Below are 13,391 nucleotides of genomic sequence, written 5' to 3' on the forward strand. Positions count from 1 at the left end.
GCCTGACCGCCCTTGGCCTCCGCGAAAGGTGCGCGAGGCACCATCGCTATGATTCCCCCATGACGACAGGTCCAGCCGTCGCGCCGGGGACGCGCGGTCGCGGAGGGCGTCCGAGGACGGGCCCCTCGATCGGCGACGTCGCCAGGCTCGCCGGGGTGTCCGCGCAGACCGTCTCCCGGGTCTCCACGGGGGCCGACAACGTGCGCGCCGACACCCGGCAGCGCGTGCTCGACGCGATGGAGCAGCTCGGCTACTCCCCGAACCACGCCGCCCGGGCGCTGCGCAACGGGAGCTTCCGGACGATCGGCGTCATCGCGCACCAGCTCGCCCGCACCGGGGAGTCGCGGACCGTCGAGGCCGTCGTCGAGGCCACGCGTGCCGCGGGCTACACCATCACCCTCGTCGACGTCGAGCACCCCGAGGCGTCCGACGTCTCGGAGGCCGTCCAGCGTCTGAGCCACCAGTCGATCGACGGGCTCGTCATCATCCGCGCCGAGCCGGCGTCGCCCACGAGCCTCGTCCTGCCGGACCGGCTGCCCGTCGCGGTCTCCGACTCGCGCTTCGCCGGCCACCACCCCACGGTGGCGGCCGACCAGGAGTCCGGCACCCGCCAAGCGGTCCAGCACCTCCTCGACGCCGGGCACCGCACGGTCCACCACGTGGCCGGCCCCGAGACGTCGATCCCCGCCACGATGCGCGTCGAGGCGTGGGAGGAGCTCCTGGCGGCGAGCGGCCGTCCCTCCGTCGCGCCGCTCCACGGCGACTGGTCCGCCCGGTCGGGCTACGAGCTCGGCCGGAGGCTCGCCGCCGACCCCGACGTGACCGCGGTCTTCGCGGCCAACGACGAGATGGCCGTCGGCGTCATGCGCGCGCTCCACGAGGAGGGGCTGCGCGTCCCCGAGGACGTCAGCGTCGTCGGCTTCGACGACCTGCCGCTGTCGGAGTACCTCTGGCCCCCGCTGACCACGGTCCGGCAGGACTTCCCCCGGATCGGGCGCGAGCTCGTGGACATGGTCCTGCGTCAGCTCCGCGGCGAGGTGCTCACGGACCTGCGCGTCGTCGTCGGGGTCGAGCTCGTGGAGCGGGGGAGCGTGGCGCCGCCTCGTCCGCGCTGACTCCTACTGCTCGCGCTCGGGCGCGGTCGCGGGCGGCACCAGGGGGGCTGCCTCGGGCGCGTCCTGGACCTCGCTCCTGAACGCACGCAGCGACTGCCCGACGCTCCTCGCGAGCTCGGGCAGGCGGCGCGCGCCGAACAGGAGCAGTACGACGAGCAGCAGCACGACGTAGTGGATCGGCTTCATCGGGGACCTCCGGTGGGGGTGGGGTTCAGGTCGGCTCGGTCGACGGCGGCCCACTGGGCGTCGCTCAGCGGCTCGCCGACCCAGCGCGCGCCCGACGCGGCGTGCGCCGCCGAGCCGAAGCCCGCGACGATGGCGGCCACGGCCGGGGACCGCAGCGGGAAGCGCATCGCGGCGTGGGGCAGGACGGTGCCCTGCGCGTCGCAGGCCGACGCGAGGCGGCGCGCCCGCCCGAGGACCTCGTCGGGGGCGGTGTCGTAGTCGAACCGGGCGTCGTCGGGCGGCCACGGCCGCGCGAGCAGGCCCGAGTTGAACGGGGCGGCGGCGACCACGGACACGCCACGGCCGGCGCAGTCGTCGAGCAGCGGGGCCGCGGAGCGGTCGGCGAGGGTCCAGCGCCCCGCCACCATGACGACGTCGAGGTCCGCCTCGGCGACGATCCGGCGGAGCGGGTCGACGAAGTTCATGCCCGCGCCGACCGCCCCGACGACGCCCTGCTCGCGCAGCTCGACCAGCGCGGGCAGGGCCTCGGCGATCGCCGGGCCCATGAAGTCCTCGGGGTCGTGGACGTAGACGACGTCGACCCGGTCGAGCCCCAGACGCTCGAGGCTCGCGTCGAGGCTGCGCAGGACGCCGTCGCGCGAGTAGTCCCGCGCCCGGGTCAGGTCGTCCGGGACCGCGAACCCGCCCGAGGCGAGGTCGGAGCCCGTGGGCGCGGGGTTGGGCACCAAGAGGCGCCCGACCTTGGTCGACACGACGTACTCGTCGCGGGGGCGGTCGCGGAGCGCGTCGCCGAGGCGACGCTCGGACAGCCCGAGGCCGTAGTGCGGCGCGGTGTCGAAGTAGCGCACCCCGCCCGCCCACGCGGCGTCGACCGCGTCGCGCGCCTGCGCGTCGTCGACGGCGCGGTAGAGGTTCCCGACGGGCGCGGCACCGAAGCCCAGCTCCGTCACCCGCACGGCGGTGCGCCCGAGCGCCCGGCGGGGCAGGCCACGGTCCCGGTTCATGACAGCTCCTTCGTCCTCAGGTGGTACCAGCGGGCGGCCGCGCCGCCCAGGACGAGGTCGCGCTCGTCGTCCGACGCGCCGGCGAGCAGCGCGTCCGTGGCAGCGGCGACGTCGTCGTAGCCCGCCGCCAGCAGGCAGACCGGCCAGTCGGACCCGGCCATCGTCCGACCCGGGCCGTACGCCTCGAGCACCGTCGACGCGTACGGACGCAGGTCCTCGACCGTCCAGGCCGCATGGTCGGCCTCCGTCACGAGACCCGACAGCTTGACGGCGACCCCCGGCTCGGCCGCGAGCCCCCGGACGTGCGTCGCCCACGGCTCGAGCGCGCCGCGCGCGATCGGCGGCTTCCCGGCGTGGTCGAGCACGAAGCGGACCTCGGGGAGCGCGCGCACCGTCTCGACGACCGTGTCGAGCTGCGCCGGGAGCACGACCAGGTCGTAGGCCAGACCCGCCTCGGCGACCGCGCGCAGCCCGCGGCGCACGTCCGGCCGGCACAGCCAGCGCGGGTCGGGCTCCTCCTGGACCTGGTGCCGGATCCCGACGAGCCGCTCGCCGCCCGGCGCCTCGAGCAGCCCCGCGAGCCGGTCGGCCACGTCGGGGGCGGTGAGGTCGACCCAGCCCACCACGCCGGCCACGTCGGGGTCCTTCGCGGACAGCGCGAGCAGCTCCGGGGTCTCCTCGGCCACGCACACGGTCTGGACCACGACGGTCGCGTCGACGCCGTTCCGGCGCAGGGCCGGACGCAGGTCGTCCATCGTGAACGACCGCCGCAGCGCGGGCAGCCCGGCGGTCCACGGCTGGTCGCGGACCGCCAGGTCCCACACGTGGTGATGCGCGTCGATGCGCACGGCGGCTCCCTCCAGGTGCTCGGTCCGGGTCGGTCAGTCGAGGTGGAACAGCTCGGTCGCGTCGGCCCACCAGGTCCCCGGACCGGCCGACGCGACGGGCTCCTGGCACGGGTCGGTCCGGCTCCACCACGCGCGGGTCGCCGGGTCCTGCGCGACGCGCGCGAGGTCGGCCTCGAGGTCGTCGCCCGTGTACTCGAGGTACGCGAGCAGCAGCCCGTCCCGCTCGAAGATGGAGTAGTTCCGCACGTGCGCGGCCCGCAGGGCGGCGAGGACGGGCTCGGGCACCTCGCGGTGCAGGACCCGGTACTCCTCCTCGTGCCCGGGGCGCAGGCGGACCACCTGCGCCACCCGGCGGACCCGCGGGCCGCCGGTCACGACGCGCCCACCGGGCGCAGGCGCAGCGCGTCCATGCCGCCGTCGACGGCGAGCGAGACCCCGGTCGTGGAGGACGAGGCCGGCGAGGCCAGGTACGCCACGGCGCCGGCGACCTCGTCCGCGCTCACGAGCCGGCCGTGCGGCTGACGGGCCTCGAGCGCGGCGCGCTCGGCGGCGGGGTCGGGGGCCGCGTCGAGCAGCCGGCCGATCCAGGGCGTGTCCGCGGTGCCGGGGCTGACGCAGTTGACGCGCACGCCCTCGCGGACGAGGTCGGCTGCCATGGCGCGCGTCAGGGACAGGACCGCTCCCTTGCTCGCCGAGTACAGGGCCCGGTCGGGCAGCCCCGCGGTCGCGGCGATCGAGCACGTGTTGACGATCGCGCCGCGGCCCGACGTGCGCAGGGCCGGCAGGGCCGCCCGCGTCACCCGCACCAGCCCGACCACGTTCACGTCGAGGACCCTGTGCCACTCGTCGTCGGGGTTGTCCTCCACGCGGCCCTGCGCCCCGATCCCGGCGTTGTTGACGAGCACGTCGAGCCCGCCCAGCTCCTCGACGGCGGCGGCGACTGCGCGGCCGACGGACGCGTCGTCGGTCACGTCGGCGACCACGGCCGCGAGGGAGGCCGAGTCGTCCGCGTCGGCGAGCGGGGTGCGGTCGAGCACCGCGACGCGAGCGCCGCGCGCGGCGAAGTGCCGCGCCGTGGCGAGCCCCAGGCCGGACGCGCCCCCGGTGACCAGGACCCGGAGGCCGGCGAGCGGGTCGGTGCCCGCGGGCGCCGTCACGCCGCCCCCATCGTCTGGCGCTGCCGGCCGAGGCCGTCGATCTCGAGCTCGACGACGTCGCCCGCACGCAGGTACGGGGTGTCGGGCCGGCCCAGGGCGACCCCGGCGGGGGTGCCCGTGTTCACGACGTCGCCCGGCTCGAGCACCATCACCTGGCTCAGGTACCAGACGAGGTGGTCGACGCCGAAGATCATCTGCGCCGTCGAGCCGTCCTGGCGCAGCTCGCCGTTGACCCACAGCCGGAGCCCCAGCGCCTGCGGGTCGGTGACCTCGTCGGCGGACAGCAGCCACGGGCCGAGCGGGTTGAACGTCTCGCAGTTCTTGCCCTTGTCCCACGTCCCGCCGCGCTCGAGCTGCAGCTCGCGCTCGGACACGTCGTTGCTGATCGCGTAGCCCGCGACGCACGCCCGCGCCGCCTCGGGCGAGTCGAGGTAGCGCGCCTCGCGACCGATCACGACCGCCAGCTCCACCTCCCAGTCCGTCTTCGTGGACCCCCGGGGGATGAGCACGGTGTCGTCCGGCCCGACGACGGTCTGCGCCGTCTTGAGGAACACGACCGGCTCCTCGGGCTCGTCGTGGCTCGTCTCGGCCGCGTGCGCGCGGTAGTTCACGCCGATGCAGACGACCTTGCCCGGCCGGGAGACGGGGGCGCCGACCCGTGCGGGCTCGGGCGCCGCCGGCAGCGCGGTCAGCTCGTCGGTCCCGAGCGCGAGGACGCGGGCCAGCGTCGCCGGGGTGACGTCGTCGACGACCGTGGACAGGTCGCGCCAGGTGCCGTCGGGACCGGCCGCCACGGGCCGTTCCTGCCCCGGGGCTCCGTGTCGTGCGATGCGCATCGTGCTCCTTACTGAGGTGCGGGGGTCGGGTGCGGGGTCCGTGCGGGCCCCGGGCTGGGTGCGGGCGGTCGCTCCGGTCAGTCCTTGGACCGGCCGGCGACGACGCGCGTGATGATGAGGACGACGAGGATCACGGCGCCGTTGAGGAAGTCGAACCACTCGCCGCTCACCCCGCCGAACGTGAGGACGTTCTGGACCAGGTAGAGCAGGAGGATGCCGGTGAACGCGCCGACGAGGCTGCCCCGGCCGCCGTTGAGGCTCACCCCGCCGATGACGGCGGCGGCGAAGACCGTGAAGATCGCCCCGTCGCCCTGGTTCGACGCCACCGACGCGAGGTGGCCGGACAGCATGATCCCGGCGAGCGCCGCGAGCACGCTCGCGAGGATCAGGACCCCCGCCACGGTGCGGTCGGTCCGGATCCCGGCGGCGCGGGCGGCGTCGACGTTGCCGCCGATCGCGTAGAGCGCGCGGCCCGCACGCAGGTAGCGCAGGGCGAGGACCGCGACGACGTACGCGAGCACGCAGACCCAGATCGCGACGGGCACGCCGAGCCAGCTGCCCGTGCCGAGGTACATCATCGAGCCCTGCATGCCGAAGAACGTCTGCCCGCCCGAGATCCCGGTGAGCAGCCCGCGCAGCGTGATGAGCATGCCCAGCGTCACGATGAACGCGTTGAGCCCGAGCTTGACGATGAGCCCCGCGTTGATGAGGCCGATCACCAGGCCGACCGCGAGCGTGATGGGGATGGCCCAGCCGGGGGAGACCAGGTCGAGGCCGTGGTTGATGCCCTTGGGCAGTGTGAGCCACACGGCCACGCCGGGCGCGAGCCCGACGGTCGACTCGAGCGAGAGGTCCATCTTGCCCGTGAGCAGGACGAGGCCCTCCGCGAGGACCAGCAGGCCGATCCACGACATCGACACCAGGACGTCCTGCCAGTTGCGCCAGGTCAGGAAGTTCGGCGACACGAAGCACCCGACGACCACCACGAGGATGATCGGGGGCACGAGCGCGAGGTCGCGGAACCGTGCGAGCCGGACGTTCTTCAGCGACAGCGTGCCGATCGACCCCGACGGGCGACCTGCCGCGGGGGCGCCGGCCGAGGCCGCACCCTTCGTCGTCGACGGGTCGTCGACGCGTTCGGTCACCTCATCGATCACCGAGATCCACTCCTTCCATGGCGGAGACGAGCTCACGGTCGTCCCACGTTCCGGTCAGCTCCGCGACGACGTCGCCGCGGAAGAGGACGAGCACCCGGTGGCAGTAGCGCAGGTCGTCGAGGTCGTCCGTCACGACGACGACCCCCGCCCGGCCGCGGGCCGTGTCGACCGCGGTGGCCATCAGGGACTCCTTGGACTTCACGTCGACCCCGGCGGTCGGCGCCATCATGACGAGCAGCCGCGGGTCGTCGGCGATCGCGCGGCCGGCGACCACCTTCTGCTGGTTGCCGCCCGACAGGTCGCCGACCTCCTGCTCGGGGCGGCGGGGGACGATGTCGAGCCGGTCGATCAGCGTCCACGCGAGCGCGGCACGCCGCTTGGGGCTCACGACGCCGAACCGGCCGAGCCGGTGCGGGACGGTCATCGTGAGGTTCTCCTCGATCGACAGGCCCGGGACGTAGCCCTCGGCGCGCCGGTCCTGCGGGACGAAGCCGATCCCCGCCGCGAGCGCACGCGGGACGCTGCCCAGGCGCTGCGCCACGCCGTCGAGCAGGACCTCCCCGGACTGCGGTCGGCGCAGCCCGACGAGCGCCTCGGCGAGCGCCGTCTTGCCGCTCCCGCCGGCACCGGCGAGCCCGACGATCTCGCCGGGCCTGACGTCGAAGCTCACGCCGCGGTACTCGTCGGCGGCGAGGTCGCGGACCTCGAGCACGCGCTCGTCGGTCGTGGGCAGGGGCGGTCGCGGGTCCTCGCGGTCGCGCACCTTCTCGCCCGTCATGGCCTCGACGAGCTGGGTGCGGGAGAGCTCGTCGATGCGTGCCGTCACGATGTGCTGCGCGTCGCGGTACACCGTGACGGACTGGCACAGGTCGAAGATCTCCTGCAGGTGGTGGCTGATGTACAGGAACGTGACGCCCTGCTCCTGGAGCCGCCGGATCCGGGCGAACAGCCGCGCGATCCCCGCGGCGTCGAGGCGCGCCGTCGGCTCGTCGAGGATCACGAACCGGGCGCCGTAGGACAGGGCGCGCGCGATCTCGACGAGCTGGCGCTGCTCGACCGTGAGCTCGCGCGCGGGCTGCCGCGGGTCGACGTCGATCTCCCACTCGTCGAGCAGGGCCTTCGCCCGCGTCTCGAGCTCGCGCCACCGGATGGGGCGCCCGTTCTCGGCCTGCCGGTTGACGAACAGGTTCTCGGCGACCGTGAGGTCGTCGAGGATCATCAGGTGCTGGTACACGCACGCGACCCGGCTCCGCCAGGCGTCGCGGTCGGTGAGGGGCGGCGCCGGCTCGCCCCCGTACGTCACGGTGCCCGTGTCGGGCGCCTGCAGGCCGGTGAGGATCGACACGAGCGTCGACTTCCCGGCCCCGTTGCGTCCGACCAGCGCGTGGACCTCGCCGGGCGCGACGGTCAGCTGCACGTCCCGCAGGGCCTGGGTGGCCCCGAACCTCTTGCTCACCCCGGCGACCTGCACGACCGGTGGCTCACCACCGGGCGCGACAGGCACCGCCGTCTGGGTCGACTCCGTCGTCATCCTCTGCTTCCTCGTCTCGCGTGTGCTGCGGCCGGCCCGGCCGGGCGTGCCGCCCGGGCCGGCCGCGCTCGTGGCGGCTGGGTCAGCCGACCTGGTTGCCCCACAGGCTCTGGTCGGTCACCGCGACGGAGCCGTCGAACTTGCCGTCGACGGTGACGAGGGGCGCCGGGATCTGGTCCTCGAGCATCTCGTCGCCGACCTTGACGATCTTTCCGCCGTGGCCGTCGTCGCCGGGCTGGTACGTCTTGCCGGCGATGGCGTCCTTGATGAACTGCAGGCCGTACTTGGCGTAGAGGTCGGCCGGCTGGGAGACCGTGGCGTCCATCGTGCCGTCCTTGATGGCCTGGAACTCGGCCGGGACGCCGTCGTTGGACACGATGACGATGTGCCCGTCCTCGCCGCGCTTCTTCAGCAGGCCCTTCTGCTTGAGCGCCTGCAGCGTCGAGGGCAGGAAGATCGAGGCCTGCATGTAGATCGCGTCGACCTTGTTGCCGGCCAGCACGGTGTTGAGCTGGGACACGGCGGTCGGCGGGTCCCACTTGGTCGGCTCGCCGAACACCTTGATGCTCGGGAAGTTCTTCTTCATGCAGTCGTTGAAGCCCTGCGTGCGGTCGCGGCCGTTGATGGACGACAGGTCGCCCTCGAACATCACGACGTTGCCCTTCCCGCCGAGCTCCTTGCCGATGTACTGGCAGGCCTTCTCGCCGTAGGACACGTTGTCGGTGCGCACGACCATGTAGACCTTGCCCGAGTCGGGCCGCGTGTCGATCGAGACGACGGGGATCTTCTTGGCCGCGAGCTGCTGGAGCGTCGGGATGACGGCGGCGGTGTCCTGAGGGGCGATGACGACGCCCTTGACGCCCTGCGCGACGAGCGTCTGGACGTTGTCGGCGAGCTTGGAGATGTCGTTCTGCGAGCTCGTCGTCTTGAGCTGGACGCCGACGGTCTTCGCCATCTCGGGCACGTACTTGATGTAGGCGTTCCAGAAGTCGGAGTCGGAGCGCGGGTAGTCGACGCCGACGAGCGGCGAGGAGCTGCCGCCCCCTGACGTCGAGCTCGCGTCGCCTCCGCCGGAGCTGCAGGCCGCGAGGAGGAACACGGAGGTCGCCGCCGCGGTGGCCGCGAGGGTGGTCTTGAGTCGCACGGTGCTTTCTCTCCTTCGAGAAACGGCCCGCGAAAGGGCCTGGGTGTGGGGACGCCGGTCAGCCGGCCGGCGTCAGCTCGGTGTGCGTGGGTTCGGCGACGGTGTCGGTCCAGGCCGGCCCGTCGGGGTAGCGGTAGCGCTCGACGCTGGCGTCGAGGAGCTGGGCGCCCGAGCCGGGGAGCCGGGGCGCGGTGTACCGGCCGCGCTCGATGCGCGCCGGCTCGACGAAGTGCTCGTGCAGGTGGTCGACGAACTCGATCCAGCGGCCTTCCTGGCTGCCGCTGACGGCGGCGTAGTCGAAGAAGGACAGGTGCTGGACGACCTCGCACAGCCCGACGCCGCCGGCGTGCGGGCAGACGGGGACGCCGTGCTGGGCGGCGAGCAGGAGGATCGCGATGTTCTCGTTGACGCCCGCGACCCGGCACGCGTCGATCTGGCACACGCCGATCGCCCCGGTCGCCAGGAGCTGCTTGAAGACGATGCGGTTGGCGACGTGCTCGCCGGTCGCGACGAGCACCGGGGCGACGCCCTCGGCGACCGCCCGGAGCCCCAGGATGTCGTCGGGGCTCGTCGGCTCCTCGACCCAGGTGAGGTCGTAGGGGGCGAGGCGCGCGACGGTCGAGACGGCCTCGGGCACCTCCCAGACCTGGTTCGCGTCGATCGACAGCCGCACGTCGGGGCCGACGAGCTCGCGGACCATGCCGACGCGGCGGGCGTCGTCGTCGGCGTCGGCGCCCACCTTGAGCTTGAGGTGGGTGAAGCCGTCGTCGAGAGCCTCGCGCACGAGCCGGCGCACCTTCTCGTCGGAGTACCCGAGCCAGCCCGCGGACGTGGTGTACGCGGGGTAGCCGTGCTCCTCGAGCTCGGCGATGCGCGCGGCCTTGCCCGGCTCGGCGGCGCGCAGGAGCTCGAGGGCACGGTCCTCGTCGAGCACGTCGGTGAGGTGGCGGAAGTCGACGAGCGCCACGGTCTCCTCGGGGCTGAGCTCGGCGAGCAGGCGCCACAGCGGCTTGCCCTCGCGCTTGGCCCGCAGGTCCCAGACGGCGTTCACGACGGCGCCGACGGCCATGTGGACGACGCCCTTCTCGGGTCCGAGCCAGCGCAGCTGGGAGTCGTGCACGAGGCGCTTCCAGAGGCCGCCGAGGTCGGCGAGCGTCGCGTCGACGTCGAGCCCGACGACGAGGTCCTCGACGGCGCGGATCGCGCTCACGGCGACCTCGTTGCCGCGGCCGATCGTGAACACGAACCCGACGCCGCTCTCGCCGGTCGAGGTGGGCACCTCGACGTACGCGGCGGAGTAGTCGGGGTCGGGGTTCATGGCGTCGGAGCCGTCGAGGTCGCGCGAGGTCGGGAACCGGACGTCGACCACCGTGAAGGGCTCGAAGACCCCGCTCATGCGTGGCCCTCGGAGCGTCGGCCGGCCGGGTGCGTGCGGACTGCGCGGCAGGGCCGTGCAGTGCGAGGGACGTCGGTGTCCACTGTGTCCACCTTCCGTGGAGGAGCGATCAGCAGTCGGATGTTTCCCCGGTGCAAAGCGTTGTTCGCCCGTGATAAGCGCATTTAGCCCCGAAGACATCCGATGTCTGACAGTTATAGTGGCGGACGGCGGGCATGTAAAGCCCCCGGGGTGCGGCGACGGCGCCGACCCGGATTGTGGGCCGCTCGCTCGGTGGCCCAGACTCGGGCTCAGGAGCGCGCCCCGCAGGTCGCGACGAGCGGAGGGATCACGGATGGCAGTCACGGACCAGGCGATCGACAAGCTCCGGGGCATGATCGCCTCGGGCGAGCTCCAGCCCGGGCAGCGCCTGCCGCGCGAGGCGGACCTTGCCGCCGACCTCGGGCTCTCCCGCAGCTCGCTGCGCGAGGCGGTCCGCGCGCTCTCGCTGCTGCGCATCCTCGACGTGCGCCAGGGTGACGGGACGTACGTCTCGAGCCTGTCGAGCGAGTCGCTCGTCGACACCCTGAGCTTCATCGCCGACTTCCACCAGGACTCGAGCGTGCTCGACCTGCTCGAGGTCCGGCGGATCCTGGAGCCCGCCGCGAGCGCGCGGGCAGCCCGGCGTGCCGGGCCGGACGACGTCGAGCGCCTGCGTGCGATCCTTGCCGGCGCCGACGCCGACTCCCCGGTCGAGGAGCTCGTCGCGGTGGACGTCGAGTTCCACCGGGCCGTGGCCGAGCTCGCGGGCAACCCCGTCCTCGCGTCGCTCGTCGAGAGCGTCTCGAGCCGGACGCACCGGGCGCGCACGTGGCGCGGAATCACCGAGGAGGGTGCGCTCGCGCGCACGCTCGCGGAGCACGCCGCGATCCTCGGTGCGATCGCGGTGGGGGACGCGGACCTGGCCCGCGCGTGGGCCGAGGTGCACGTGGGCGGCGTGGAGGCGTGGCTCCGGCAGAGCCTCTGAGCCGGGTCCCCGGGCCGGTCGGTCCGGACCTCGCGAGGCGCCCGCCCGTGCGGTGGCCGTGGTGGCACGGTGCCTCCTCGTGGGTCGGGCGCAGCCTCGGCGCGGCGCCTCGTGACGGGTCCCGGGGGACCGTGCGCTCGGCGCCGAGCGCTTGACACCCCGGGTGACGGGGACCACAGTAGCCGTGTTTACGTCACCATGGTGACGTGAACATCGCGGCCCGCGGGCCGCGGCAGCACTTGCCCCGCAACGACGCGAGCCTGTCCACAACGAACCTGCAGGTCACGGGATCGGAAGATCTCGTGGTGGGCTGACGACCAAGGTCCACCACGCGGTGGACGGTCGGGGCCGGCCCTTGGCCGCGGTCGTGACCGCTGGGCAGTGTCACGACGGCCAGCAGCTCAAGGCCGTCCTGGCCGACGTCTGGGTACCCCGCGAGGTCGGTCGCCCACGCACGACGCCGGACGCGTTGCTCGCGGACAAGGCCTACTCGTCCGCAGCCACCCGCGCCGACCTGCGCGCCCGGCGCATCCAGGCCGTGATCCCCGAACGCGCCGACCAGAAGGCCAACCGCAAGCGCAAGGGCTCCGCCGGCGGTCGGCCACCGGTGACTGACTTCGAGAAGTACAAGAAGCGCAACGTCGTCGAACGGTCCTTCAACCTGCTCAAACAGTGGCGCGCCCTGGCCACCCGTTACGACAAGCACGCCACGATCTACCGCGGCGCGGTCGTCCTGGCCGCCATCATCGTCTGGCTACGCAGTTAGGAGACACGCCCTAGGTCGCCTGGGACGCGGTGAGCTGCGGCTGACCCGCGGGCGACGGCGGTCGTCGGGGCCTCACGGGGTCCCGGCGGCCGCCGTCCGTCGTCTGCGCCGGCCGGGTCCGGGCCGTGCCCGGACCGGGGGTCACGCGGGCGGTGCGGTGCTGGCTCGCACGACGAGCTCGACGGGGACCAGGGCGTGATCCTGGCGCTCGCCGTTCTCGATCTCCTCGAGGAGCGCGGACACGCACTCGACACCGATCCGGTCGAAGTGCTGGTGGATCGTAGTGAGCGGCGGTTGGAAGCTGGCCGACTCGGGCATGTCGTCGAACCCCACGACGCTGACGTCGCCGGGGACGTCGCGGCCGGCGTCGTGCAACGCCCGCAGGACGCCGAGCGCCATCTGGTCGTTCGCCGCGAAGACTGCGGTCACCGCGGGATCCTCGGCGAGCCGGGAGCCGATGGCGTAGCCGGCCTCGGGGCTCCAGTCGCCTCGCTGGACCTCGGGCACGGGGGCGCCCGCGTCCCGGAGGGTCTTCTCCCAGGTGGTGCGGCGCACCTCGGCGGAGTGCGACGCCTGCGGCCCCGCGATGTGCCAGACGTTGCGGTGGCCGAGGCCGAGCAGGTGCTCCGTGGCGAGACGTGCCCCGCGCGCCTGGTCGTTGTCGATCGCCGGGTAGCGCGTGGGCGGCCCCGAGTCGACGACGACGACCGGCAGGTCGGTGGGCAGGACGATCTCCGCGGCGGTCATCCGCTGGACCTCGAGGAGGATCGCGGCCCCGTCGACGGACTGCTCCGCGAGGGTCTCGAACGCCGCGCTGACGTCGGCGGGCTCGGGCGAGGCGAGCGGGATGAGCGTGACGGAGTAGCCGGCCTTCGCGGCCTCGAGCGCGATCCCGTTGACGGTCCGGGTGGAGCCGTAGGAGGTCAGCGTGTAGACGAGGACGCCGATGCTGCGCGAGCGGCCCGAGCGGAGGGCGCGGGCAGCACGGTTGGGCCGGTAGCCGAGGGTTCCCATGGCGGCCAGGACGCGCTCGCGGGTGGCCTGCTCCACGTTGGTCCGGCCGTTGGCGACCCGGGAGACGGTCTGCGCTGAGACGCCGGCCAGCGCTGCTACCTCGGCCATCGAGGGAGGACGGCGGCGCGCCTGCGCGTCGCCGGCGGACGTCAGTGCCACCATGACCAAACCGTAACATGTTTGCGTTGACATCTGTTCGAGGTTGTTTGTATGTTTGCGATAACACAGCGG

13 protein-coding genes and 1 pseudogene are annotated in these 13,391 nt (G+C 73.5%); 3 read left to right on the forward strand and 11 right to left on the reverse strand.

The window, feature by feature from the left end:
- Positions 1-59: 59 nt before the first annotated feature.
- Entirely contained in the window at positions 60-1,115 is a 1,056-nt protein-coding gene (locus KDY119_RS03070) for a LacI family DNA-binding transcriptional regulator (RefSeq protein WP_083891058.1), read from the forward strand.
- A 3-nt stretch (positions 1,116-1,118) separates the two neighbouring features.
- Here KDY119_RS03070 and KDY119_RS03075 read toward each other — a convergent pair whose 3' ends face one another.
- The 10 genes from KDY119_RS03075 to KDY119_RS03120 all read right to left on the reverse strand — a co-directional run bounded on the left by KDY119_RS03075 (position 1,119) and on the right by KDY119_RS03120 (position 10,374).
- The gene (locus tag KDY119_RS03075) at positions 1,119-1,301 is read right to left on the reverse strand and encodes a Sec-independent protein translocase subunit TatA/TatB (protein WP_036953577.1); all 183 of its coding nucleotides are present in this window, start codon (positions 1,299-1,301) and stop codon (positions 1,119-1,121) included.
- The gene (locus KDY119_RS03080) at positions 1,298-2,305 is read right to left on the reverse strand and encodes an aldo/keto reductase (RefSeq protein WP_153021920.1); all 1,008 of its coding nucleotides are present in this window, start codon (positions 2,303-2,305) and stop codon (positions 1,298-1,300) included. The genes KDY119_RS03075 and KDY119_RS03080 overlap by 4 nt, the downstream gene beginning before the upstream one ends.
- Positions 2,302-3,153: an amidohydrolase family protein gene (locus KDY119_RS03085; protein ID WP_036953574.1), complete on the reverse strand. Its 852-nt coding sequence runs from the start codon at positions 3,151-3,153 to the stop codon at positions 2,302-2,304. Before KDY119_RS03085 ends, KDY119_RS03080 begins: the two co-directional genes overlap by 4 nt.
- Positions 3,154-3,186: 33 nt before the next feature.
- Positions 3,187-3,528: an L-rhamnose mutarotase gene (locus KDY119_RS03090; RefSeq protein WP_036953571.1), complete on the reverse strand. Its 342-nt coding sequence runs from the start codon at positions 3,526-3,528 to the stop codon at positions 3,187-3,189.
- On the reverse strand, positions 3,525-4,310 hold the full coding sequence (locus KDY119_RS03095) for an SDR family NAD(P)-dependent oxidoreductase (RefSeq protein WP_153021921.1): 786 nt from the start codon (positions 4,308-4,310) through the stop codon (positions 3,525-3,527). The genes KDY119_RS03090 and KDY119_RS03095 overlap by 4 nt, the downstream gene beginning before the upstream one ends.
- Positions 4,307-5,146, reverse strand: coding sequence for a fumarylacetoacetate hydrolase family protein (locus KDY119_RS03100; protein ID WP_153021922.1), 840 nt, complete (start codon positions 5,144-5,146; stop codon positions 4,307-4,309). The genes KDY119_RS03095 and KDY119_RS03100 overlap by 4 nt, the downstream gene beginning before the upstream one ends.
- A 77-nt stretch (positions 5,147-5,223) precedes the next feature.
- Positions 5,224-6,303, reverse strand: a complete 1,080-nt coding sequence (locus KDY119_RS03105) for an ABC transporter permease (RefSeq protein ID WP_227994500.1) — start codon at positions 6,301-6,303, stop codon at positions 5,224-5,226.
- On the reverse strand, positions 6,293-7,834 hold the full coding sequence (locus KDY119_RS03110; protein WP_036953562.1) for a sugar ABC transporter ATP-binding protein: 1,542 nt from the start codon (positions 7,832-7,834) through the stop codon (positions 6,293-6,295). The genes KDY119_RS03105 and KDY119_RS03110 overlap by 11 nt, the downstream gene beginning before the upstream one ends.
- A gap of 82 nt (positions 7,835-7,916) precedes the next feature.
- Positions 7,917-8,978, reverse strand: a complete 1,062-nt coding sequence (locus KDY119_RS03115) for a sugar ABC transporter substrate-binding protein (RefSeq protein WP_036953560.1) — start codon at positions 8,976-8,978, stop codon at positions 7,917-7,919.
- A 58-nt stretch (positions 8,979-9,036) separates the two neighbouring features.
- Entirely contained in the window at positions 9,037-10,374 is a 1,338-nt protein-coding gene (locus KDY119_RS03120; RefSeq protein ID WP_051136820.1) for an enolase C-terminal domain-like protein, read from the reverse strand.
- Between the two features lie 334 nt (positions 10,375-10,708).
- Here KDY119_RS03120 and KDY119_RS03125 point away from each other — a divergent pair, with 334 nt between their 5' ends.
- Together KDY119_RS03125 and KDY119_RS03130 are read left to right on the forward strand one after the other, a co-directional pair.
- Positions 10,709-11,380 carry a FadR/GntR family transcriptional regulator gene (locus KDY119_RS03125; protein ID WP_036953557.1) on the forward strand — a complete coding sequence of 224 codons (672 nt, stop codon included), beginning with the start codon at positions 10,709-10,711 and terminating at the stop codon, positions 11,378-11,380.
- 271 nt (positions 11,381-11,651) lie between these two features.
- Positions 11,652-12,146, forward strand: a pseudogene (locus tag KDY119_RS03130) (IS5 family transposase); the annotation flags it as partial.
- 141 nt (positions 12,147-12,287) lie between these two features.
- Here the strand turns inward: KDY119_RS03130 and KDY119_RS03135 are convergent.
- Positions 12,288-13,322 carry a LacI family DNA-binding transcriptional regulator gene (locus tag KDY119_RS03135; protein WP_036953555.1) on the reverse strand — a complete coding sequence of 345 codons (1,035 nt, stop codon included), beginning with the start codon at positions 13,320-13,322 and terminating at the stop codon, positions 12,288-12,290.
- Positions 13,323-13,391 lie beyond the last annotated feature (69 nt).

Origin of the sequence: Luteimicrobium xylanilyticum (assembly GCF_009429125.1) — a bacterium.
Lineage (GTDB): Bacteria > Actinomycetota > Actinomycetes > Actinomycetales > Cellulomonadaceae > Luteimicrobium > Luteimicrobium xylanilyticum.